We start from the raw sequence: 24,063 nt of genomic DNA on the forward strand, positions 1-24,063 counted from the left end.
TGGTCTCGCTGAACACGCCCCACGCGCTCCCTCATTCCTGTGCTTGTCACAGGAATCCAGTGCGCCCCAGTCCTGGGGCGCAGGAGACTATTTGAAGGGTAGTGAGTCATTCACCGCGCGGACGCGCGGTGGCTAGATTCCTGTGACAAGCACAGGAATGAGGGAAGGGGCGGGAGCGTTGGCGCAAAAGTAGCTGCCGTGTGAGACTAAGCCTCCGCCAATCCATCAAATCAGCGAGATAACCCGATCCGTCCCTGCCGAAGCCGTACTACCGCTCCCGACAGCCTTGCCGCCTTCCATCCGCACCTTGCCCTCTGCAAACAGGCGGAGCGCCTGCGGATAGAGCTGGTGTTCTACGGTCAGCACGCGGCCTGCCAGGGCATCCGCGGTATCGCCGGACAGAACCGGCACAGCTGCCTGGCCGATCACCGGGCCTTCGTCCATGCCTTCGGTGACGAAATGCACGGTGCAGCCGGCAATCCGCATGCCGGCGTCGATGGCGCGCTGGTGGGTGTGGAGACCGGGGAAGAGCGGCAGCAGGGAAGGGTGGATGTTGATCATCCTGCCCTCGTAACGCTGGATGAAGGTGGCGCTCAGAAGGCGCATGTAGCCGGCGAGGCAGAGGATATCGGGCGACAGCGTATCGAGGGCTTCGAAGATCGCCGCCTCGTGGGCTTCCTTGCTGGCATAGTCCTTGCGCACGAAAGCGAAGGTCGGGATGCCCTCGGCGGCCGCCTTGGCGAGGCCGCCCGCATCCGCCTTGTCCGAGACAACGCCGACGATCTCGGCTGGAAAGTCCGCAGCCTTGGCGGCCGCGACCAGCGCCATCATGTTGGAGCCGCTGCCGGAAATGAAGACGACGGCGCGTTTGCGCGGTGTGCTCATAGGCCGAGCGTACCCTGATACTGCGTGCCCTGGGCACCTTCGGCGCGGGCAATCATCCGGCCGAGAACGACGATCTTTTCGCCTTCGGCTTCGAGGGCCTTGGTGACGGCTTCGACGTTTTCAGGCGAGACAACGGCGATCATGCCGATGCCGCAGTTGAAGGTGCGCAGCATTTCCTTGGCTTCGACGCCGCCGGTCTTGGCGAGCCACGAGAAAACGGCCGGAACCTTCACAGCAGACAGGTCGATCTCGGCGGCCATATGCTTCGGCAGGACGCGTGGAATGTTTTCCGGGAAGCCGCCGCCGGTGATGTGCGCGAGCGCCTTGATCGCCTTGGTCTCGCGGATCGCCTTCAGGAGCGGCTTCACATAGATGCGGGTCGGTGTCAGCAGCGCTTCGCCGAGCTTCTTGCCATCGGCAAAGGGTGCCGGTGCATCCCAGGCGAGGCCGGAAAGTTCGACGATCTTGCGCACCAGCGAGAAGCCGTTGGAATGGACGCCCGAGGAGGCGAGACCGAGAATGACGTCGCCTTCGGCAATGTCGCCAGCCGGAAGAAGTTCGCCGCGCTCGGCAGCGCCGACGGCGAAGCCTGCGAGGTCATAGTCGCCGGAGGAATACATGCCCGGCATTTCGGCGGTTTCGCCGCCGATCAGCGCACAGCCTGCGTCACGGCAGCCGGCGGCAATACCTTCGACGATCGCCGCACCCTGGTTCGGGTCGAGCTTGCCGGTGGCGAAATAGTCGAGGAAGAACAGCGGCTCGGCGCCCTGGACGACGAGGTCGTTGACGCACATGGCGACGAGGTCGATGCCGACGGTGTCGTGATAGTCGGCGTCGATGGCGATCTTCAGCTTGGTGCCGACGCCGTCATTGGCGGCGACGAGAACCGGATCCTTGAAGCCCGCGGCCTTGAGATCGAAGAGGCCGCCGAAGCCGCCGATCTCGCCGTCGGCGCCCGGGCGGCGCGTCGAGCGCACGGCGGGCTTGATCTTCTCCACCATCAGGTTGCCGGCATCGATATCGACGCCCGCATCGCTATAGGTCAGGCCGTTTTTTCCAGACTGGCTCATGCTGATCTCCGATGGCTGGTTCAGGCGGGATTTAACCCTGTGTCACATGCGGGTCGCAATTGCATGAGAGTGCGCTTTATGCAAGGCGGTGCATGGAGAAAAGCCCCAATTTCCCGCTCTTTTCATAGGCGCGGCGCGGTTTTTCGGCAGCAGGGTTGACCATCTTCCGGGCCGCATCCTATGTGCTTCAAAGGTGGTCGCGGCCAGGATCGCGCCGCGATGCGGGATGAACGGGGTAATCGATGCCAAATCAGGTCAGCGGTACGAGTCTGAAGCGCCAGGTCTTCTTCTGGCTCGGCGTGCTCGTTTTCTTCATCCTCTTCCTGCTGGTTTTCAGCTCTATCCTGCTGCCGTTCCTGGCGGGCATGGCGATCGCCTATTTCCTGGATCCGGTCGCCGACAGGCTGCAGAAGATCGGCCTCAGCCGCATGATGGCGACGGTCGTCATTCTCGTGTCCTTCGTTCTGGTCATCGTCGTGGCGCTGATGACGCTGATCCCGATCCTGGCCAGCCAGTTCACCGACTTCGCCGGCAAATTCCCAGGCTATATCGATCAGCTGCAGCAGTTCATCACCAATTCGCAGAACTCCCTGCTGCCGGATTGGATCAAGAGCCAGCTCGGCACCATCAAGAACAATTTCTCCGAAATCCTGTCGCAGGGCGTCGGCTTCATGACCGGCCTTTTCGCGCAGATCTGGAGCTCCGGCCTCGCGGTCGTCAACTTGATCTCGCTGCTGATCGTCACCCCCGTCGTCGCCTTCTACATGCTGCTCGACTGGGACCGCATGGTGGCGCAGATCGATCGCTATATCCCGCGCGATTACGTCGCCAACGTCCACCAGATCGCCCGCGAGATCGATCAGGCGATTGCCGGTTTCATCCGCGGGCAGGGCTCGCTCTGCCTGATCCTCGGTATCTATTACGCCGTTGGTCTGTCGCTGGTCGGCCTCAATTTCGGCCTGCTGATCGGCCTCTTCGCCGGGATGATCAGCTTCATCCCCTACGTCGGCTCGATGCTCGGCCTGCTGATTGCCGTCGGCGTCGCCATCGTGCAATTCTGGCCGGACTATATCTGGGTCGGCGCCGTGCTCGCGGTCTTCTTCAGCGGCCAGTTCCTGGAGGGCAACATCCTGCAGCCGAAGCTCGTCGGCCATAGTGTGGGCCTGCATCCGGTCTGGCTGATGTTCGCGCTTTTTGCCTTCGGCGCGCTGTTCGGCTTCGTCGGCCTGCTGATTGCCGTACCGGCCGCTGCTGCCGTCGGCGTTCTTGTCCGCTTCGCGCTGTCGCGCTACCTTGAGAGTGATCTTTACGCGGGCCAGTCGAAGCCATCTGTTATCCGCAAGTCCAAAGCCGACACGAAATGAACGACGTAAAGCGCAGGGCGGGAGAGCAGCTTCCGCTGGTCTTTTCTCATGATACCGCAAGCGGGCGCGACGATCTCCTGATCTCCGACCGGCTGAGTGCCGCCGTCACCATCGTCGATGCCTGGCCGCAATGGCCGTCGCCGGTTGTCATTCTCGCCGGTCCGGTCGGCTCCGGGAAATCGCATCTGGCGAGCATCTGGAAAGAGCATAGCAACGCCACCAGCATTCATCCGAAGACCGGGGCGCAGGCGGCGATCGCGGCTGCCAATGGCCCGGTGCTGTTCGAGGATGTCGATCGCGAAGGCTTCGACGATACCGAGCTCTTCCATGTCATCAACAGCGTGCGCGAAAACGGCCACAGCCTGATGATGACCAGCCGCCTCTGGCCGATGTCCTGGCCGGTGGAGCTTGCCGATCTGCGCTCGCGGCTGAAGGCGGCCACCGTCGTCGAGATCGGCGAGCCCGATGAAGAGCTGCTGTCGCAGGTCATCGTCAAGCTGTTTGCCGACCGCCAGCTTAATATAGATGACAAACTCGTGCTCTATATCGTCAACAGGATGGAACGCTCGCTGAATGCCGCCCAGACGATCGTCGAGAGGCTCGACCGGCTTGCCTGGTCGCGGGGGACCAAGATCACCCGGGCGATGGCGGCTGAAGTATTGAATGAATTGGGAAATTCAGGCCCGCTCGATTGACTGTCACAGTTCCGTCGTGAAACTGATATAATTCGCAGGGACGAATAAACGGGACGGACCGACATATGGACAGTGCAGTTGCCGAGCATCAGGAACCGAAGCCGGAAGCGCCGTCCGCCGTCCCCCCGCTGGAAGAGTTGCTCTCAAGCCCGGAGCGCTTCATCAACCGCGAATTCTCCTGGCTGCAGTTCAATCGCCGCGTCCTCGAGGAAACGCTGAATACCGAGCATCCGCTGCTCGAGCGCGTCCGCTTCCTGTCGATCTCGGCCGCCAACCTCGACGAATTTTTCATGGTCCGGGTTGCAGGCCTGGAGGCGCAGGTCCGCCAGAATATCGCGGTCCGTACGCCGGACGGCAAGACGCCGGCCGAGCAGCTGGACGCCATCCTGCAGGAAATCGACAATCTGCAGATGGAGCAGCAGGCCTCGCTTGCGGTGCTTCAGCAATATCTGGCCCGCGAAGACATCCTGATTGTCCGCCCGGGCGCGCTGAGCGACATTGATCGTCAGTGGCTGGCGACCGAATTCGAACAGGCGATCTTCCCGGTGCTGACGCCGCTGTCGATCGATCCGGCGCATCCGTTTCCGTTCATTCCGAACCTCGGCTTTTCGATCGGCCTGCAGCTGACCAGCAAGCATGGCCGCGAGCCGATGACGGCGCTGCTGCGCCTGCCGCCCGCACTCGACCGCTTCGTCCGCCTGCCCGATGATGGCAACACCATCCGCTACATCACGCTTGAAGACGTCGCCAATATCTTCATCCACCGGCTCTATCCAGGCTACGAGGTACAGGGTTCGGGAACGTTCCGCATCATCCGCGACAGCGATATTGAAGTCGAGGAAGAAGCCGAAGACCTCGTGCGCTTCTTCGAGACGGCGCTGAAGCGCCGCCGCCGCGGCAAGGCGATCCGGATCGAGACCGATTCAGAAATGCCGCCGTCGCTCCGCCAATTCGTCGTCCAGGCGATGGCCGTTCCCGACAATCGCGTCGCCGTTCTTCCCGGTCTCCTGGCGCTCAACACGCTGTCTGAGATCACCAAGGCGCCGCGCGACGATCTCCGGTTTCAGCCCTACAACGCCCGATTTCCCGAGCGTGTCCGCGAGCATGCCGGTGACTGCTTCGCCGCCATCCGCGAAAAGGACATGGTGGTCCACCATCCCTACGAGTCTTTCGACGTGGTGGTCCAGTTCCTGCTCCAGGCTGCGCGCGATCCTGATGTCCTGGCGATAAAGCAGACGCTTTACCGCACTTCGAACGACAGCCCGATCGTGCGCGCGCTGATCGATGCTGCCGAATCCGGAAAGTCGGTGACGGCGCTGGTCGAGCTCAAGGCGCGTTTCGACGAGGAAGCCAACATCCGCTGGGCCCGCGACCTCGAACGCGCCGGCGTGCAGGTCGTCTTCGGCTTCATCGAACTGAAGACCCATTCGAAGATGTCGCTGGTCGTACGCCGCGAGGAGGGCAAGCTGCGCAGCTACTGCCATCTCGGCACCGGCAACTATCACCCGATCACGGCGAAGATCTACACCGACCTGTCCTTCTTCACCTGCAATCCCGTCATCGCCCATGACATGGCGAACATCTTCAATTTCATCACCGGTTATGGTGAGCCGGAAGAGAGCATGAAGCTCGCGGTCTCGCCCTATACGCTGCGCTCGCGGATCCTTCGCCATATCGACGAAGAGATCATGCACGCCAAGAACGGCGCGCCGGCGGCAATCTGGATGAAGATGAATGCGCTTGTCGACCCTGAAATCATCGACGCGCTCTATACGGCAAGCCATGCCGGCGTCGAGATCGATCTGGTGGTGCGCGGCATCTGCTGCCTGCGTCCGCAGGTGCCGGGTCTGTCGGAAAATATCCGTGTCAAATCGATCGTCGGACGCTTCCTGGAGCACAGCCGCATCTTCTGCTTCGGCAATGGTTATGGCCTGCCGTCGGACAAGGCGCTGGTCTATATCGGCTCGGCCGACATGATGCCGCGCAATCTCGACCGACGCGTCGAAACGCTGGTGCCACTCACCAATCCGACTGTGCATGAACAGGTTCTGTCCCAGATCATGCTGGGCAATATCATTGACAATCAGCAAAGCTACGAGATATTGCCCGACGGAACGTCCAGGCGCATGGAGGTGCGCAAGGGCGAGGAGCCGTTCAACGCGCAGCAGTATTTCATGACAAACCCCAGCCTTTCCGGCCGCGGTGAAGCGTTGAAATCCAGTGCGCCCAAGCTGATCGCCGGTCTGCTTTCCGGCCGGACCAAGAGATAACTGGACCTGCATGGTTGAATCAGAAGCCCAGGGGCGCCTGCCAGGCATAGCCCCGGTCTCCGTCGTCGATATCGGATCGAACTCGATCCGCGTGGTGATCTACGAAGGCATGTCCCGCTCGCCGGCGATCCTTTTCAATGAAAAGGTGCTGTGCGGCCTCGGCAAAGGCATCGCGCTGACCGGCAAGATGGATGAGCAGAGCGTCGAACGGGCGCTGGCCGCCCTTCATCGCTTCAAGGCTCTTTCCGATCAGGCGCGTGCGGCGACGATGTACGTGCTGGCGACGGCTGCGGCCCGCGAGGCGTCCAACGGTCCCGATTTCATCCACAAGGCCGAAACCATTCTGAAGCGCAAGGTGCGCGTTCTCTCCGGCGAGGAAGAGGCCCGCTTCTCCGCGCTCGGCATCATCAGCGGCTTCTTTCATCCCGATGGTATCGCCGGCGATCTCGGCGGCGGCTCGCTCGAGCTCATCGATATCAAGGAGCGCGAGATCGGCAAGGGTATCACCCTCCCGCTCGGTGGCCTTCGTCTGTCGGAATATGCGGGAGGCTCGCTCGACAAGGCGCGCGCCTTCGCGCGCAAGCACGTCCGCAGCGCCGGAAAGATCCTCGAAAAGGGGGCAGGCCGGACCTTTTATGCCGTCGGCGGCACATGGCGAAACATCGCCAAGCTGCATATGGAGCTCAGCCAATATCCGCTGCATATGATGCAGGGATACGAGGTGACACTCGAAGGCATGATGCAGTTTCTCGATCAGGTTGAAGTGGCAAGGGACAGCAAGGATCCGGCCTTCCAGGCAGTGTCCAAGCACCGTCGCGCACTGCTTCCCTTCGGCGCCGTCGCCATGAAGGAAGTTTTGAGCGCCATGAAGCCCTCGATCATTTCCTTCTCGGCGCAGGGCGTGCGCGAAGGCTATCTCTATTCGCTGCTGTCCGAAGGCGAACGCCGTGCCGATCCGCTGCTGGCTGCTGCCGGCGAACTTGCGATCCTGCGCGCCCGCTCGCCGGAACATGCCCGCGAGCTTGCCGAATGGACCGGCCGGATGATCCCGTCCTTCGGGATTTCGGAGACCGAGGAAGAGGGGCGCTACCGCCAGGCCGCCTGTCTGCTCGCCGATATCAGCTGGCGCGCCCATCCCGATTACCGCGGCCTTCAGGCGCTGAACCTGATCGCCCATTCCTCCTTTGTCGGTATCAGCCATCCGGGCCGAGCCTTCATCGCGCTCACCAACTACTACCGCTTCGAAGGCTTGCATGACGATGGCTCGACCGCGCCGCTGGCAAAGATCGCCGGTCCGCAATTCGTCGAGCGTGCCAAGCTGCTCGGCGGCCTGCTCAGGGTCGTCTATCTGTTCTCGGCATCGATGCCCGGCGTCGTGAAGAACCTGCATTTCCGTAAGTCTTCACAGCCGGATGTCGATATCGAGCTGGTCGTCCCGCACGATTATCACGACTTCACCGGCGAACGCCTCGAAGGCCGCCTGCAGCAGCTGTCGAAGCTGACCAACAAGCGGCTGGCTTTCGTTTTCGAGTAGGCGCCCGGACGGTTACGCCGCGTTCTGCGGGAAGAGGGCGCGACGCGTTTCCTCATCCAGCGTATGCTTGAAACTATGGTCCTCTTTTATCGCAAGCGCCCGCTGCACGGCGGGCCGCTCCGACATGCGCTGCATGAACCGCGCGACGTGCGGATAGTCTTCAAGCCCTCTCTCGCCGAACACGTAACCGGCCGAAGCCGCCCAGCCCCACAGAGCCATGTCGGCGATCGTGTATTCGTCGCCAGCGAGCCAAGGTGATTGCGAAAGTCTGGCATCGAAGACGCGGTAGTGCCGCTCCAGTTCCTTGACGTAGCGGTTCTTCGCATAGGGCAGATCTTCCGGCGCGTAGTGCAGGAAGTGGACCGCCTGTCCCGAGAAGGGAGAGAGGCCGGTCGCCACCAGCTGCAGCCATGAAAGCATCGCTGCCTTGCCGCCGATCCCGGCCGGAATGAAGCGGCCATGCTTTTCCGCGAGATGCAGCAGGATGGCATGCGAATCGAAGACCGTGACCCCGTCGTCGACGAGAGCGGGAACTTTGGCATTGGGATTGATCTTCAGAAATGCCGGCGCGTGCTGCTCGCCCTTGAAGATATCGACCGGGCGGACGGTGAAGGCAAGGTTCAGTTCTTGCAGCAGAACCGCGACCTTCATCGAGTTCGGTGTCGCATGGAAATAGAAATCAAGCATCGGAAATCCTCATAAGCGCTGATCGCAACCTTCGACGATGGAAGGTTCAGGCTGAAGATGCCGATGCCCGGGACGTCTTACCAATCGATCCGGTGGATCGCACCTAGCGCCGGGATCGATGCCTTCCGGATAGTCACGTGCCGCCTTTTCGCGAGCCGCTCATCACCATCTTGCGCAGCCACATATGGGCGGGGTCGGTGCGCATCTTCGGGTGCCAGAAAACATTCATGCTGAAAGGGGACAGCGCGACCGGCGGCTCGAACAGGTCGAGCGATTGCGTGAAGCGCTGGAGGAACCGCAGCGGCAATGTGCAGATGCAATCGGTGCTGGCGAGCACGAGAGGCGCCATTGCGTAACTCTGAACCGATACCGAAACCTGGCGCTCCCGGCCGATTTCCGCCAGCGCGTTATCGATCATTCCGGTAAAATGGCCGCCGGTCGTCGAGATCAGCAGGTGATCGAGGCGGCAGAACTCGTCGAGACCAAGCTCTCCCGTGCCGCGCGGATGACCGCGCCGCTGGGCGGTCATGAACTTCTCTTCGAACAATGTGCTTGATATCAGCTCGTTGGAACCATCCTCTGCGGCCCCGACGAACAGGTCGATCTCGCCCTGTTCCAGCAGCCGGGCAATCCTCGACTTGTCGGGCAGGGTGAAGGCGATCTTCACTTCGGGCGCGTGCGCTTTGATCAGCGGAATGAGGTCGGGCGCCAGGATTGCCGCCGGATTGTCGGTTGCGGCGATCCGGAAGACGCGCTTGCTCGTCAGGGGATCGAAGAGGTGGGCGGTGTTGACGAAGTCCTCGAAGCGCTCCAGCAGCCGCGTCAGCTCCGGCTGAAGGGCGATCGCGTGCGGCGTCGGGGTCATGCCGCGGCCGGAAATAGACGGAATGAACAGCGGATCGTTCAGCAGGTGCCGCAAGCGGGTCAATCGTGCCGAGAGCGCCGATTGGCTGATATTCAGCCGGACCGCCGCATGGGTGACGTTCGGCTCCTTGAGAAGCGCATCGAGCGTCATCAGCAGTCCGGAATCGAAATCGGAAATTCGCTGGCTCAATCGCATGCTCCCTGATCACGGTCATTGCCGTTCAATATAGGAGCGAAACACGTTGTCATAGGTGGATTGCCGTCCGCGTCGCGGGCGAGCCTTCGGCCGGTATCAGGAGACCGGCCGAGACTGTTGTTTCCGGCGAGGATTTCAGGCCTTCACGCTAGAAGTGCGATAGGCCGCAATGGTCAGCCAGATCGCTGACACGAGGAAGTAGAATGCGCCGAAACTTGCATAAGGCGCGATGTCCAGGATGCCAGGCATCTGAGTGCCGAGGGACTGGCTGATCATGAAGCCGCCGGCCAGCGTCGATTGCGCACCACTCAGCACCATCGCCCATTGCGCGCCGTACGAGCGCCAGCGGCGTACGCCGGTATAGAGCTGCAGCAGCCCCGACAGGATCGCCCAGATGCCGAAGGCTGCGAGAACTGCGTGATTGTCCTTCATCACCGCGAGAATGACCACGATTGTCATGATGGTGCTGGCAACGACGTTGAGGTTTTGGGACGGGTTTACCTTGAGGCCGCCATTGGTTCTGGCATCGACTAGATTGGCGACGGCATCCCAGGCCGGGTAGATGACGAGCAGGATAGCCGCGATGGCAGGATGCGCACCAAGGGCAACGGCTGCGGCCACCCAGGCGATCGAGAAGATCGCGCGGGCGAAATAGTAAGACCGCAGCCAGGTGGTCTGCGATGAGGATTGAACTTGCATGTCAGGCTCCTTATTTTTAAGTCTACCAACTAGTAGGTAGTTAAATTTAGAGAGTCAATGCTTTTGATGTTTTTCTCGCAAAGGGCAGGCGGCTTGACATTTTTGTCTACCAAAAGGTAGGTGATGCTCATGGAGCAATCGACCTCAGAAAAAATCCTCGATATCGCGCAATCCCGCATTATCGCCGGCGGCTATAATGGCTTCAGCTATGCGGATATTTCGGATGCGATCGGTATTCGTAAGGCGAGCATCCATCACCACTTCCCGACAAAGGCCGAACTCGTTTCCGCCCTTGTCGGCCGCTATACGGGTCAGGTGAAGTCCGGCCTCGGAGGAGTGCTCGAGCAGATACCGCAGCCTGCGGCACAGTTGGATGCCTATGTCGGCCATTGGCAGAAATGCATCGCTGATGCCTCGCTGCCATTCTGCATGTGCGCCATGCTGGCAAGCGAGATCCAGATGCTGCCTCCTGATGTCGCATCGCTGGTTCGCGGCCATTTCGAGTATCTCGCCAGATGGCTGGAGACGGTTTTCGACGCCGGGGCCAGGCACAATGTCTTTCGCCTCAACGCTTCGCCGGAAGCCCATGCACAGATATTCATGGCTTCGGTTCATGGGGCCATGCTCTCCGCCCGTGCCCTGGACAAGCCTGAACTCTTTGCCGCGGTTATCGGCCCGCAGGTCGCCGCACTGAAAGCATAATTCATTGTCCGGAAATCCGGACAGCCCGTTCGGATTGTCTGCGGTTATCGCTTCGGCCCGCTTGCCCTATCTCTCGTGTTATTCAAACGGAGATAGACCATGTCCAATCTTGAAAAGTCCGGCACATACGCTCTCGGCCACCGCAAGGTGAAGCGGCTCGGCTACGGCGCCATGCAGCTCGCAGGCAAGGGCGTTTTCGGCCCGCCGAAGGATCGCGCCGAGGCGGTTGCCGTGTTGCGCGAGGCAATCGAAAGCGGCGTCGATCACATCGATACCAGCGATTTCTATGGCCCCCACGTCACCAACCAGATCATCAAGGAAGCCCTGCATCCATATCGGGACGATCTCGTCATCGTCACCAAGATCGGCGCAACGCGTGGCGCCGATGCCTCTTGGAACCCGGCCTTCTCGAAAGAAGCGCTGACGCAGGCGATCCATGACAACCTGAAGAACCTTGGTTGCGATGTCATCGAAGTGGTCAACCTTCGTGCGATGTTCGACGTTCACGGTCCGGCGGAAGGCTCGCTGGAGGAACCGCTGACGGTACTGGCCGATCTACAGCGCCAAGGCCTCGTCAAGCATGTCGGGCTTTCCAACGTGACCGCCAGGCAGATTGCCGACGGCCGGAAGATCACCGAGATCGTCTGCGTTCAGAACCAGTATAATCTCGCCCATCGTGAAGACGATGCACTGATCGCGCAGCTGGCCGCGGAGGGCACAGCCTATGTGCCGTTCTTCCCGCTCGGCGGCTTCTCGCCGCTGCAGTCTTCGACGCTTTCGGAGGTCGCCGGTGAACTCGGCGCAACGCCATTGCAGGTGGCGCTCGCGTGGCTGCTACAGCGATCGCCGAACATCCTGCTGATCCCCGGCACATCGTCGCGCGGCCATCTCCGCGAAAACCTAGCGGTCGCCGATATCGTTCTGCCTGCCGAGGCTGTGAAGAAGCTCGACGGCATCGGAGCCGCCAAGGGCGCATAAATCATAAAATAAGGGCGCCCGGCTTTCACCGGGCGCCCTCATCGTATCTCGGGACCCGAATTACTTCGCGTTCAGGAACTCGCCCACTTCGAGCAGGCTGAATTCGTTGTTGTCAGCCTTGTCGACGGCGCGGCCGGCCGAGAAGGGCAGGTTGTTGTCGTTGCCGATGATGATGTGGGTGGCATCGACGCGATCGACGTTTTCGATCGTCACGAACGGCATGTCGTAGACACCGTCCTTGCTGCCAGCCTTCTTCTTGTTGCCGGGGTCCTTGATGTTGAGCAGATCGATATAGCCGATCTTGCGGACCGCCTTGCCAACATTGGCATCGTTGAACTCGATTTTGTAGACGCGCTTCAGCTCAGCCGGGGCCTCGAAGCAATCCGGCTTCGGCTGCTTCGGATCGGCGCAAGCCTTGTCCTTGGTGCCGGCGCCATTGTCGCGCTCGATGACCAGAGCGGTCGTTTCGTCCAGCATGTTGAAGTCGCCGATCGAAGCGCCCTTGTCTTCGAACGGATAGAACCAGCTGCGGCCGGTCCACTTCTTCGAGGCAACGTCGAATTCGATGACGCGGATCGCGGTGTGACCGTCGACCGTCTCCATCTTGCCGTCGTCCTGGAAGAGCGCGCCTTCGAGCAGGCCGTAGAGCTTGCTGCCGTCCTTCGACATCGCAAGTCCCTCGAAGCCGCCGGAGCGCTTCAGGTTGAAGACCGGGTTCTTGCCGACGGGCGTGCCCGGCAGCTGGATCAGCGCGTTGTCAGGCGAGATCACTGGCTTGCCATCGACAACAGTCGGGATGACCTCCGTCAGTGCGCCCTTGGCATCGAACTTCAGCAGATAGGGACCGAACTCGTCGCCGACCCAGAAACCGTCGGCAACCGGCTGCACGGATTCGATGTCGAAGTCGGCGCCGGTCAGATAACGGGTGTCCGAGCCTTCCATGACGATCGGGAAGGGGGCGATCTTGTTCGGGTCGGAGAGGAAGAGATTCTTGACGACCTCAGCCTTGTTCGTAGCCCAGTCGAACTTCATCTGATGCAGGAAGAGCATCGAGTCGGACGAGGTGAACTTGGAGCCGAAGCCATTGTCGGACAGCGTCCAGAAGGTGCCGTCGGCCATCGTCTTGATACCGGAGAAGCCCTGGATCGGCTGGCCGTCGAACGGCAGCTTGAGGTCGGTGACGCGGGCGCCATCTTTGCCCGGAACGGTGCCGAGCGCTTCGGTGCGCTTGCGGTCAACAGTCGTGAACTTGCCGGAATGCTTCAGGAATTCAGGTGCATCGGCAGGAGCGGGTGTCATCGTGTTGGCAGGCAGGATCGCCTGGCCTGCGAGCGTGGCGGTAAATTCCTGCTGGTCGGCCGAAGCGGATGTGGCAATCAGAAGCAGTAGGGAAACGGAAGCGAAAAGAGCTTTTTTCATGGAGACCCCCAAAAAATGAAGTGGCGGTCCCGATTAGCAGCCGATCTATGTCGCCGAGTTGACTGTTGAGTGAAGCTTTGGTGACTGAGCCGAAAGCGGGATGGCTTGCGCCAGTGCCATGACGCCGAGCCCTTGGCCGCGGCCCTTGAGCGCATGCACGCCGAGATCCTCGGCATTGACGAAATCCGGCAGCGTCATCCGGCCGGCAAGTTCGCTGGAGATGAGGATCGGCCGGTTCAGCGCCTTGCAGAGCGACTCCAGCCGCGACGTGGTGTTCACCGTGTCGCCGAAATAGGTGATCTTGTGATGATCGACGCCGATCTCGGCCGTGATGACGAAACCGCCATGCAGGGCGGCGCGCAGCCGCGGAACCTGCCCGTAGCGCTTCAGCCAGCCCTCCGCTTCGTCTTCGATGGCGTTCAGGATATCGAAGACGCAACGCACGCAGCGGCCGTTCTTCATGCCACGCGCAAGCGGCCAGGTGATGATCGCTGCATCGCCGACATAATCATCGATCGTGCCCCGGTTGCGCCGAACGGGCTCTGCAAAGGCGGCAAACAGCGAGTTCAGCATCTGCTGGGCGCGCAGGTCGCCGTGCTTCTCGGCAAAGGGCGTCGAATCCACCAGGTCGATGAACAGGAAGATGCGCTCTTCGCTGACCGGGTTGCGGTAGCGGCCGGTCAGCATCGCAAGGAAGACGTCGCGGCCGAGCAGTTCGCGGACGCGTACGACGAAGATGACCGCGGCACAGACGACGAGCGCATACATGAAGACGTTGAACGGCAGAACGATCGCCTCGACCCAGGATGTCGACGGGATGGCGCCGATGCCGCGCAGGAAGAGACCGGCAACGGCAAAGCCGACGCTCATCAGGATTTCATAGATGAACAGCTGCGCCAGAAAATAGGTCAGCGTCGGCAGCCGCTGGATTCGGCGTGAGAGGCCACGCAGGATCGCCTTGCGCTCGAAGGCCAGGATCGGCATGCCGATGAACAGCGCGAAGGTTGCCCCGATGAACGGCCTGCTGTCGCCATAGAACAGCACGTCGTAGAGAACGCCGCTGCCGGCCATGACAATCGAAAGCAGGAGCCAGTTCTGTACCGGTGATATTTCTCGCATCAGCGCTATCGCCTTGATTTGCCGTATAGTGTCCGGCCATGTAGGCGGCCGGTCAAGGCATTTCAAAGGCAAGAACCCTCAGAGAGCGACGGTATCCACCTTCCGGCCGGCAAAACGCAGCGCGATCTCGCCCTTGATCAGCTGCAGCGCAGGCTCGCCGAACAGCTCCCGGCGCCAGCCATGCAGAGCAGAGACCTCAGCCTTCTCGCCTTCGGCAGCTATCTTGTCGAGATCTTCGCTATTGGCGATGACCTTCGGCGCGACGCCATGCTTTTCGGAGATCAGCTTCAAGAGGACCTTGAGCAGCTCGACGGCAGCCGCAGCGCCTTCCGGCGCCTGGGTGTGGCGCGGCACATGCGGCATGTCGGCCTTCGGCAGCGCCAGCGCCTCGTTGACGGCTTCAAGCACAGCGGCGCCGGACGAGGAGCGCTCCCAGCCCTTCGGGATGGTCCGTAGGCGTCCGAGCGCTTCGGTGTCCTTGGGCTGCTGCTGGGCGATTTCGTAAATGGCATCGTCCTTCAATACGCGCGAGCGCGGCACATTGCGGGCGCGGGCCTCGCGCTCGCGCCAGGCGGCGACATATTTCAGGATCGCCAGTTCCTGCGGCTTGCGCAGGCGCATCTTCAGGCGCTGCCAGGCGTCGTCAGGATGCATGTCGTAGGTTTCGCGTGCCTCGAGCACATCCATTTCTTCCGAAAGCCAGGAGGAGCGGCCTTCGCGCTCCAGTTCGTCCTTCAGATAGAGATAGGCGTCGCGCAGATGCGTAACGTCGGCCAGCGCATAATCCAGCTGCTTTTCGGAGAGCGGGCGGCGGCTCCAGTCGGTGAAGCGCGACGACTTGTCGATCTGCACGCCCTTGGTGCGGCTGACGAGCTGGTCGTAGGAAACGCTGTCGCCGAAGCCGCAGACCATGGCGGCAACCTGCGTGTCGAAGATCGGATGCGGGATCAGCCCGCCGCGATTGAAGATGATTTCGATGTCCTGCCGCGCGGCGTGAAACACCTTCAAAACCTTGGTGTCCGCCATCAGCTCGAAGAACGGCGTCAGATCGATGCCTTTGGCCAAGGGATCGACGATGACCTCGGTCGTCGGGCTCGCCATCTGGATCAGGCAGAGCTCCGGCCAGAAGGTCGTTTCACGCAGAAACTCGGTGTCGATCGTGATGAAGTCGGACTTGGCCAGCTCTTTGCAGGCGGCCGCCAATTCGGCGGTTGTTTCGATCATATCAATTCATTCACAAGGAAAAAGGACGTTTAACCTTCCTTCTCCTTTCGAAGTGATATGTCAATACGTTGAAGGCGCTGCTCGCCATACGGATGTGGGCTATTCGCCGGGATGAGGCTTCTCGTTGTGCTTGCGATCGCCTCTGGTCGCGAGGAACACGGTCAAGCCGAGCACAAGGCCACCTACCGGCACGATCAACATATTCAGAAATTGATCAATGGTCATGGCGAAAGGCCTTTCAGAGTTCTCCGTGCAAGGAAATGTAGTGCGCCGGAAGCTCCCAAGCAAATCACGACTACGAGGTTGCCTACGGATAGCAAACTGCTGGTGTTATTCAGATTAGCGATTGCGGGTGCAAAAGAGCCAACGGCGAAAACCGCGATCGCAACGCCATTAATGTAAGTAGCGGTCAGTTTGGTCCGCTCATTGTGGACAAGGCTCATGGTGCAGACTGTTCCAATATGGATTGTCACGCACATTTATACAATCTAAGCGTTCATTGCGCAATCACCTCAAACGACCCTGACGTAGCTCGTCATGCCCGTCTTCTGATGCTCGATGATATGGCAGTGGAGCAGCCAGTCGCCCGGATTGTCGGCGACGAAGGCGAGCTGCACCTTCTCGTCGGGCTGGATCAGATAGGTGTCGGAGACGACGGGCATCACCTCCCGCGTCGAAGACGAAATCACCTTGAAGCTCATGCCGTGCAGATGGATCGGGTGCAGGTGAGGGGTGACGTTCTCGAGCTGGAAAATGTAGCTCTTGCCCAGCTTGAGCTCAGCCAGCGGCGCCGTCGGATCCGGCGTGTCGCCGGGCCACGGAACCTTGTTGATCGCCCAAAAACTGTAGCCGAGCGTTCCGCAGATACTGTCGACAGGCGCATTTTCTGCCGTGGCGCTAAGCAGCAGCGGGATCTTCTCGGCGGACGAGAGATCGGCATTAGGCACGGGATTGGCAGCAAGCGCCCCAAGATCGCCGGCATTCCGCTTCAGCGATTGCCCCGTGGCGCGCAGGCTCGCAAGCGTCTTCGGGTTCGTGCCGCGAATATCCTCGAGCGTCGCGATCCCGCCTTCGCTATCGGGCATGCGAACCGCGAGATCCAGACGCTGGCCGGGGCCGATCTGCAGCAGTTCGAGCGGAAAGCGCTTCGGCACCGGGTTGCCGTCGATGGCGATGACGGTCGCCTCGGCGCCCTCCATCTTCAGCGAATAGATGCGGGTGACGTCGGTTACGGCGATGCGCAGGCGCACGAGACCGCCTGAGGGCGCATCATATTGCGGCTCCTGGTGCCAGTTGGCGGTGCGGACCGTGCCGTAGGTGCCGGTCTTCGCCGCATCGCGCGGCCGGAACGGCGCAATGAACTGCCCGTCGCCGCCGAGCCGCCAGTCGCGCAGATTGAGCACCACTTCGGCGTCGAAGACCGGATCGGCCGGATCCTCGACGACGATGACGCCGGTCATGCCGTGGCCCATCTGGGTCAGCGTGTTGCAATGCGGGTGATACCAGAAGGTCCCGGCATCCGGCGGTGTGAAGTTATAGTCGAAGCTGTCGTTCGTATAGACATAGGGCTGCGTCATGAACGGCACGCCGTCCATCCGGTTGTCGATCCGCAGACCGTGCCAGTGGATCGTCGTCGGCTCGTCGAGCGTGTTCGTCAGCTTCGCCGCATAGGGTTTGCCGCGTGCCATGCGCAGCACCGGCGGCATGCCCTGGTCGCCCCAGGTCATGATGTCCTTTGTCGGCCCGAACTCCGTCAGCGCCGCCTGCGTCTTCACTGCCTTCAGCACCTGCGGCTCGGGCGCTGCCTCGGCAAAACCGAATTTGCCGGCGACCCCGATCCCGACGCCATAGGCGCCTACGACTGCGGAAGCTTTCAGAAGGTTACGGCGGGTGAGGAGAGGCATGGAACGCTCCGGCGGCAGGGATGCGCCATCTTTAAAGTTGACTGGTGGTTTCATCAATAAGCAAGTGCCAGCCAAACTGCCGCAGCCGCCGCCGCAATAAACCGGCATCTAACCGGCGCGAATGTCCGCCAAGCCTTGACAAATCAGACCGTCCATGCGCTTTTCCGCCCGATTTTCTTGTCGGCGCTTGAGGGTGGAATTTGCCCTTGCAGCCGTCTCAGCAGATACCGGGAATAGAGATTATGCATCGCTACCGCAGCCACACCTGTGCCGCCCTCCGCAAGTCGGACGTCGGCTCGACCGTCCGGATTTCCGGCTGGGTTCACCGCGTTCGTGACCATGGCGGCGTACTCTTCATCGACCTTCGCGACCATTACGGCATCACCCAGGTCGTCGCCGATCCGGATAGCCCGGCCTTCAAGACCGCCGAAGTCGTGCGTGGCGAGTGGGTCATCCGCATCGATGGTCTCGTGAAGGCCCGTACGCAAGACACCGTCAACAAGACCATGGCAACTGGCGAGATCGAACTCTACGCCCAGGAGATCGAAGTCCTGGCGGTTGCCAAGGAATTGCCGCTCCCGGTGTTCGGCGAGCCCGACTATCCCGAAGACGTTCGCCTCAAGTACCGCTTCCTCGACCTGCGCCGCGACACGCTGCACAAGAACATCGTCAAGCGCACGCAGATCATCTCGGATATCCGCAACCGCATGGCATCGGCCGGCTTCGGCGAATACACGACGCCGATCCTGACGGCATCCTCGCCGGAAGGCGCGCGCGACTTCCTCGTTCCGAGCCGTATCCATCCCGGCCAGTTCTTCGCCCTGCCGCAGGCGCCGCAGCAGTACAAGCAGCTCTTGATGGTTGCCGGTTTCGACCGCTACTTCCAGATCGCGCCGTGCTTCCGCGATGAAGATCCGCGTGCCGACCGTCTGCCGGGCGAATTCTACCAGCTCGACGTCGAAATGAGCTTCGTCACCCAGGAAGACGTCTGGGATACGATGGCTCCGATCGTCACCAACGTGTTCGAGCAGTTCGCAGAAGGCAAGCCGGTCACCAAGGAATGGCCGCGTATCCCCTACGACGTCGCGATCCGCAAATACGGCTCCGACAAGCCGGACCTGCGCAACCCGATCGAGATGCAGGCGGTCACCGAACATTTCGACGGCTCCGGCTTCAAGGTTTTCGCCGGCATGATCGCCGCAAACCCGAAGGTCGAAGTCTGGGCAATTCCGGCCAAGACCGGTGGCTCGCGCGCATTCTGCGACCGCATGAATGCCTGGGCGCAGTCGTTGGGACAGCCGGGCCTCGGCTACATCTTCTGGAAGGAAGAGGACGGCAAGGTCGGCGGCTCCGGCCCGCTCGCCAAGAACATCGGGGAAGAGCGCACCGAGGCGCTCCGCGTTCAGCTCGGTCTTGAAGCAGGCGACGCCGCCTTCTTCGTCGCCGGCGAACCATCCAAGTTCTACAAATTCGCAGGCGAAGCCCGCACCAAGGCCGGCGAAGACCTGAACCTCGTCGATCGCGACCGCTTCGAGCTGTGCTGGATCATCGACTTCCCGTTCTACGAGTGGAGCGAGGAAGACAAGAAGGTTGACTTCGCACACAACCCCTTCTCGATGCCGCAGGGCGGTCTCGAGGCGCTGCAGACCAAGGAGCCGCTGTCGCTCAAGGCCTACCAGTATGACGCCGTCTGCAACGGCTTCGAAATCGCTTCGGGCTCAATCCGTAACCAGTCGCCGGAGGCCATGGTCAAGGCCTTCGAACTGGTCGGCCTCAGCCAGACGGATGTCGAAGAACGCTTCGGCGGCATGTACCGCGCCTTCCAGTACGGCGCGCCTCCGCATGGCGGCTGCGCATTCGGCATCGACCGTATCGTCATGCTGCTGCTCGGCGCCAAGAACCTGCGCGAAATCACGCTGTTCCCGATGAACCAGCAGGCCCAGGATCTGCTGATGAACGCGCCGTCGCCGGCAACGCCGAAGCAGCTGATGGAGCTGTCACTGCGTGTCATGCCGCAGCCGAAGAAGGACTGAGCCTAGCTCCTTCACTCATTTCAAAGAGCCGCCTTCGTCACGCGAAGGCGGCTCTTTCTTTTGGGGGTTGCGGCGGCAAAGAAAAACCCGGCCGCTGAACGGCCGGGTCATGAGAATGCAGGTCGGATATGCCTGATCTTACTGGTTCGCGTTGATCTTCACACCGAGAACGTTCGGCAGCGTGTTCGGAGCGCCCATAGCAGCACCCATGATCGTCGGGAACGGCACGGCCTGGGCCGGTGCTGCGCTGACGACGAAGCTTTTCGGGTCGTCGAGATAGGTGTTCACGGCAGCCGAGATGGCGTTCTGCAGTTCGGGAACGTTGAGCTGCGCAACGGCGAGCGGTGCCATGGCCTTCAGCGCGTCGCCCATCTGCTTGCCGGTCATGTTCTGCTTGGAACCGGCATAGTCGAGCGCACGCTTGGTGATCGAGGCGTCGTCGAAGCGGATTTCGGCGCTGTTGAAGGACAGCTGCTGCAGCAGGCCAAGCATGGCAAGGCCGAGAGCCTGCTGGGCTTCTTCCTTGTTCGGGTTGGCTTCGGAGGCCTTGGCGGCTTCCTGCAGCGACTTCATGAAGGCGGGCGTGTAGCCTGAAATCTTGAAGGCGAGGTTCAGGCGGCCGACATTGGTGACGTCGAAGGCGAATTCGGAAATGTCGATCGTGCCGGGAGCCAGATCCCAGGCGCCCTTCATGGTGATGTCGCCATTGACATGCTCGAGCGCGAGCTTCTCGATCGCTTCCTTCGACTGCGGGTCCGGAGCGTTGCTGAGATCGGCCTTCATGCTCTTGAAGGCGCCGTCGAAGTCGAAGCCGGAATCGTCTTCGCGAACCGTCAGGTTCATGTCGGTCTCGGCCAGCGAGAACACGTCCTTGCCGTCCTTGGTGACCTTGAACGGGCCGGTATGCGCCGTTTCATAGAGCAGCATGGAATCGATGCCGTCGCCCGTCGCATCGGCTGGGATCGAAATGCCGCCGAGCTTCATATCGCTGGCGCTGACCGTCGCGCCGTCTTCGGTGACGTTGATGTCGGGGAAGGTGGCTTCCTCGATATAGTAGCCGCCATCCTCGTCTTCTTCGACGCCCGTCAGCGTGATGTCGCCGATCTTCAGGGCTTCGCCGGCGGCAGGCTTGAAGCCGGCATTCTTCAGCGTCACCGTCGTGTCGTTGACATCGACGCCATCGGCAACGATCGTGCCGCCCTGCGCGATATAGGCAGCGTTCAGCTTTTTCAGCAGATCCTGCCCGTCGAGCGCGAACGCGTTTGAGGTGAGCGACAGGAGTGCCGCGCCGGAAAGCATAAGCCGGGTGGTCCGGTAAAATGTCATGACGAAATCCTCTGGTGGCGGTTGGGGCTAGTCTATTGCGGGGTCGAGGCGCGTTATATTTGTGCGAACTCTAAATTTTAGTTGATACGCAAAGCAAACGAAGTCCAAATGACGTGGCGATGCTTGATGGCCACATGATGTCATTCTGGCACGTCATCCACAGGCGCAAGCCCCCCGATTCCTTGCCGTGGAGAGCCTTCTAGGCTAGGCAAGGCCTATGGGACAAGAGATTTTGCCGCCTTCCGGCGGGGACGACGACAGCATTCTTCCGGTTGACCTCAAGGCCGCGCTCGAAGAGCGTTACTTGGCCTATGCGCTGTCGACCATCATGCACCGTGCTCTTCCTGATGTGCGCGACGGCCTGAAGCCGGTGCACCGGCGCATCATCCACGCGATGAGCGAGATGGGCATCCGCCCCAACGCCGCCTTCAAGAAATGCGCCCGTATCGTTGGTGACGTCATCGGTAAGTTTCACCCGCATGGCGACCAGTCGGTCTACGACGCGCTAGTGCGCCTGGCGCAGGACTTCTCGCAGCGCTATCCGCTGGTGGACGGGCAGGGGAACTTCGGCAATATCGACGGCGACAATGCGGCTGCTTATCGTTACACCGAAGCCCGCATGACCGAGGTCACCGCGCTGCTGCTCGACGGTATCGAGCAGGACGCCGTTGACTTTCGCCTCACCTATAACGAGGAAGACGAGGAGCCGACGGTTTTGCCGGGTTCCTTCCCGAACCTGCTCGCCAACGGCTCTTCCGGTATCGCCGTCGGCATGGCGACGTCCATTCCCTCGCACAACGCCCATGAGCTCTGCGACGCAGCACTACATCTGATCAAGCATCCGGATGCCACGGTCGAGACGCTCGTCGAATCCTTCATTCCCGGCCCCGATTTCCCGACCGGCGGCATCATCATCGATAGCCGCGCCAGCATCATCGAGGCCTACAAGACCGGCCGCGGTGGCTTCCGCACCCGCGCCAAGTGGGAGACCGAGGATCTCGGCCGCGGCGGTTATCAGATCGTCGTCACCGAAATCCCGTTCCAGGTGCAGAAATCGCGCCTGATCGAGAAGATCGCCGAGCTCTTGATCGCCCGCAAGCTGCCGCTTCTCGAAGATATCCGCGATGAGTCCGCCGAAGACGTGCGCGTCGTCCTGGTGCCGAAGAACCGCACGGTCGATCCGACGATCCTGATGGAATCGATGTTCAAGCTGACGGAGCTCGAAAGCCGCTTCCCGCTGAACATGAACGTTCTGTCGATGGGCCGCGTTCCGCGCGTCATGGCGCTGAACGAAGTGCTCAAGGAGTGGCTCGATCACCGCCGCGACGTGCTGCAGCGGCGCTCGCGCTTCCGCCTTGCCGCCATCGAACGGCGTATCGAAATCCTCGGCGGTCTGTTGATCGCCTACCTGAATATCGACGAAGTCATCCGCATCATCCGCGAGGAAGACGAGCCGAAGCCGGTGATGATCGCCCGCTGGGATCTGACGGATAATCAGGTCGAAGCGATCCTCAACATGCGGCTGCGCTCGCTGCGCAAGCTCGAGGAATTCGAGATCCGCAAGGAGTTCGACGAACTGACCGCCGAGAAGGCCGGCATCGAAGCGCTGCTCGCCTCCGACGAGAAACAGTGGCAGACGGTTGCCTGGGAAATCGGCGAGGTGAAGAAGAAATTCGCCAAGGCGACCGAGCTCGGCCGCCGCCGCACCCAGTTCGCCGATGCGCCTGAGGCCGATGAAGACGCCATCCAGCAGGCGATGATCGAGAAGGAACCGATCACCGTCGTCGTCTCCGAAAAGGGCTGGATCCGCGCTCTGAAGGGCCATATTTCGGATACCGCCTCGCTGACCTTCAAGGAAGGCGATGCGCTGAAGGTCGCATTCCCGGCGCAGACGACGGACAAGATCCTGATCGTCACCACCGGCGGCAAGGCCTTCACGCTGGGCGGCGACAAGCTGCCGGGCGGCCGCGGCCATGGCGAACCGCTGCGCATCATGATCGACATGGACAACGACCAGGACGTGCTGACTGCCTTCGTCCACGATCTCGCCCGCAAACAGCTGATCGTCTCGACGGCCGGCAACGGTTTCGTCGTCGCGGAAGCCGAAATGGCTGCCAATACCCGCAAGGGCAAGCAGATCATGAACGTCTCGATGCCGGACGAGACCAAGCTCCTGGTTCCGGTCAGCGGCGACCACGTGGCCGTCGTCGGCGAAAACCGCAAGCTGCTGGTCTTCCCGCTGGCGCAGGTCCCCGAAATGGGCCGCGGCAAGGGCGTTCGCCTGCAGCGCTACAAGGATGGCGGCATCTCCGATGTCCGCTGCTTCGCGATCGATACGGGCCTCTCCTGGGAAGACAGTGCAGGCCGCATGTTCAACAAGAACAAGGACGAGCTTGCCGAATGGCTGGCCGACCGCGCCACGGCCGGACGCACCGTCCCGAAGGGTTTTCCGCGTAGCGGCAAATTCGCCGGCTGACACCGGTAACATTTTGGCGAGCCGCTCTTGGCGAGCGGTTTGCCTCCTCTATCTCAGTCCTGTCACCAAAAAACTGGGAACGGCTCCATTCCGAAGGCGGACGGAATGGCCCCGCAGGGAAATCTGCGGCGTGCATTGGGCCTATTACACGGAGGAAAATCGATGTCCGCAGAGAAGATCAAACTCACCGTTACGCATACCTATAGAGCGCCGCCTTCGGTGGTCTATGATTCCTGGCTCAACCCGGCGATCGCCAGGCGCTTCCTGTTTGCCACCGATGACGGCCATGTCATCCGCGCCGAAATCGACGCCCATGTCGGCGGCCGCTTCCTCGTCGTCGACCGCCGCCCGACCGGCGATGCCTGCCACAGCGGCATCTTCCTGGAACTGCACCGCCCGAAACGCATGGTTTTCAGCTTCTCCGTCGAAGAACACGACCATTGCACCGACCGCGTCCAGATCGATTTCGAACAGCTGGGCAGCGGCTGCCGCCTGACGCTGACGCATGAAATGTGCTCGGAATGGGCAGCCCACGAAGAAAAGACCCGTCAGGGCTGGGCGCATGTGATGGAAGGTCTGGAACGCGAGGTCGATCAGATCGACCGGCTAGCGAGCTAG

At 61.3% G+C, this 24,063-nt stretch carries 20 protein-coding genes; 9 read left to right on the top strand and 11 right to left on the bottom strand.

Translation table 11 applies throughout. From position 1 onward, the window contains the following. Positions 1–225 precede the first annotated feature (225 nt). The gene (purN, locus tag J2X43_RS23720) at positions 226–885 is read right to left on the bottom strand and encodes a phosphoribosylglycinamide formyltransferase (protein WP_310298206.1); all 660 of its coding nucleotides are present in this window, start codon (positions 883–885) and stop codon (positions 226–228) included. After that, positions 882–1,955 carry a phosphoribosylformylglycinamidine cyclo-ligase gene (purM, locus tag J2X43_RS23725; protein ID WP_310298209.1) on the bottom strand — a complete coding sequence of 358 codons (1,074 nt, stop codon included), beginning with the start codon at positions 1,953–1,955 and terminating at the stop codon, positions 882–884. Before purM ends, purN begins: the two co-directional genes overlap by 4 nt. A gap of 242 nt (positions 1,956–2,197) precedes the next feature. Here purM and J2X43_RS23730 point away from each other — a divergent pair, with 242 nt between their 5' ends. From J2X43_RS23730 to ppx, 4 genes are all read left to right on the top strand, one after another. After that, positions 2,198–3,319, top strand: coding sequence for an AI-2E family transporter (locus J2X43_RS23730; RefSeq protein ID WP_112517043.1), 1,122 nt, complete (start codon positions 2,198–2,200; stop codon positions 3,317–3,319). Continuing rightward, positions 3,316–4,014, top strand: a complete 699-nt coding sequence (gene hdaA, locus J2X43_RS23735; RefSeq protein ID WP_310298212.1) for a DnaA regulatory inactivator HdaA — start codon at positions 3,316–3,318, stop codon at positions 4,012–4,014. The genes J2X43_RS23730 and hdaA overlap by 4 nt, the downstream gene beginning before the upstream one ends. A gap of 65 nt (positions 4,015–4,079) precedes the next feature. Then, entirely contained in the window at positions 4,080–6,284 is a 2,205-nt protein-coding gene (locus tag J2X43_RS23740) for an RNA degradosome polyphosphate kinase (RefSeq protein WP_112517041.1), read from the top strand. 10 nt (positions 6,285–6,294) lie between these two features. Next, positions 6,295–7,818 carry an exopolyphosphatase gene (ppx, locus tag J2X43_RS23745; RefSeq protein WP_112517040.1) on the top strand — a complete coding sequence of 508 codons (1,524 nt, stop codon included), beginning with the start codon at positions 6,295–6,297 and terminating at the stop codon, positions 7,816–7,818. Between the two features lie 12 nt (positions 7,819–7,830). Here the strand turns inward: ppx and J2X43_RS23750 are convergent, their stop codons facing one another. The 3 genes from J2X43_RS23750 to J2X43_RS23760 form a co-directional block, all read right to left on the bottom strand. Beyond that, complete coding sequence (locus tag J2X43_RS23750) at positions 7,831–8,505, bottom strand: glutathione S-transferase N-terminal domain-containing protein (RefSeq protein ID WP_310298216.1); 675 nt, start codon at positions 8,503–8,505, stop codon at positions 7,831–7,833. A gap of 133 nt (positions 8,506–8,638) precedes the next feature. Then, entirely contained in the window at positions 8,639–9,565 is a 927-nt protein-coding gene (locus J2X43_RS23755) for a LysR family transcriptional regulator (protein ID WP_310298219.1), read from the bottom strand. A 135-nt stretch (positions 9,566–9,700) separates the two neighbouring features. Beyond that, positions 9,701–10,264 (bottom strand): DUF308 domain-containing protein, encoded by a 564-nt coding sequence (locus J2X43_RS23760; RefSeq protein ID WP_310298222.1) that lies wholly within the window; start codon positions 10,262–10,264, stop codon positions 9,701–9,703. Positions 10,265–10,387: 123 nt separating this feature from the next. On the opposite strand from J2X43_RS23760, the gene J2X43_RS23765 reads away from it, so the two are divergent. Both J2X43_RS23765 and J2X43_RS23770 read left to right on the top strand, forming a co-directional pair. Further along, positions 10,388–10,966, top strand: a complete 579-nt coding sequence (locus J2X43_RS23765) for a TetR/AcrR family transcriptional regulator (protein WP_112389573.1) — start codon at positions 10,388–10,390, stop codon at positions 10,964–10,966. Positions 10,967–11,065: 99 nt separating this feature from the next. Beyond that, positions 11,066–11,944 (top strand): aldo/keto reductase family oxidoreductase, encoded by an 879-nt coding sequence (locus J2X43_RS23770; RefSeq protein ID WP_310298227.1) that lies wholly within the window; start codon positions 11,066–11,068, stop codon positions 11,942–11,944. 60 nt (positions 11,945–12,004) lie between these two features. Here the strand turns inward: J2X43_RS23770 and J2X43_RS23775 are convergent, their stop codons facing one another. The 5 genes from J2X43_RS23775 to J2X43_RS23795 form a co-directional block, all read right to left on the bottom strand. Continuing rightward, positions 12,005–13,363: an esterase-like activity of phytase family protein gene (locus tag J2X43_RS23775; RefSeq protein WP_310298229.1), complete on the bottom strand. Its 1,359-nt coding sequence runs from the start codon at positions 13,361–13,363 to the stop codon at positions 12,005–12,007. 45 nt (positions 13,364–13,408) lie between these two features. Continuing rightward, a complete protein-coding gene (locus J2X43_RS23780) occupies positions 13,409–14,482 on the bottom strand; it encodes an adenylate/guanylate cyclase domain-containing protein (RefSeq protein ID WP_310298232.1) in 1,074 nt (357 codons plus the stop codon). A gap of 78 nt (positions 14,483–14,560) precedes the next feature. Continuing rightward, positions 14,561–15,706: a ribonuclease D gene (gene rnd / locus J2X43_RS23785; RefSeq protein ID WP_310298235.1), complete on the bottom strand. Its 1,146-nt coding sequence runs from the start codon at positions 15,704–15,706 to the stop codon at positions 14,561–14,563. A gap of 99 nt (positions 15,707–15,805) precedes the next feature. Beyond that, positions 15,806–15,931 carry a hypothetical protein gene (locus tag J2X43_RS23790; RefSeq protein ID WP_310298238.1) on the bottom strand — a complete coding sequence of 42 codons (126 nt, stop codon included), beginning with the start codon at positions 15,929–15,931 and terminating at the stop codon, positions 15,806–15,808. A gap of 287 nt (positions 15,932–16,218) precedes the next feature. Then, on the bottom strand, positions 16,219–17,610 hold the full coding sequence (locus tag J2X43_RS23795) for a multicopper oxidase family protein (RefSeq protein WP_310298240.1): 1,392 nt from the start codon (positions 17,608–17,610) through the stop codon (positions 16,219–16,221). 242 nt (positions 17,611–17,852) lie between these two features. On the opposite strand from J2X43_RS23795, the gene aspS reads away from it, so the two are divergent. After that, complete coding sequence (gene aspS, locus J2X43_RS23800) at positions 17,853–19,643, top strand: aspartate--tRNA ligase (protein WP_310298243.1); 1,791 nt, start codon at positions 17,853–17,855, stop codon at positions 19,641–19,643. Between the two features lie 138 nt (positions 19,644–19,781). On the opposite strand, the gene J2X43_RS23805 is transcribed toward aspS, so the two are convergent. Further along, the gene (locus J2X43_RS23805) at positions 19,782–20,969 is read right to left on the bottom strand and encodes a hypothetical protein (protein ID WP_310298246.1); all 1,188 of its coding nucleotides are present in this window, start codon (positions 20,967–20,969) and stop codon (positions 19,782–19,784) included. A 217-nt stretch (positions 20,970–21,186) separates the two neighbouring features. Here J2X43_RS23805 and parC point away from each other — a divergent pair, with 217 nt between their 5' ends. Both parC and J2X43_RS23815 read left to right on the top strand, forming a co-directional pair. Beyond that, positions 21,187–23,445 (top strand): DNA topoisomerase IV subunit A, encoded by a 2,259-nt coding sequence (gene parC / locus J2X43_RS23810; protein ID WP_310298249.1) that lies wholly within the window; start codon positions 21,187–21,189, stop codon positions 23,443–23,445. Positions 23,446–23,607: 162 nt separating this feature from the next. After that, positions 23,608–24,063, top strand: a complete 456-nt coding sequence (locus J2X43_RS23815; protein WP_310298252.1) for an SRPBCC domain-containing protein — start codon at positions 23,608–23,610, stop codon at positions 24,061–24,063.

This window comes from Rhizobium sp. BE258, assembly GCF_031457345.1.
In the GTDB taxonomy this organism is placed as follows: domain Bacteria; phylum Pseudomonadota; class Alphaproteobacteria; order Rhizobiales; family Rhizobiaceae; genus Rhizobium.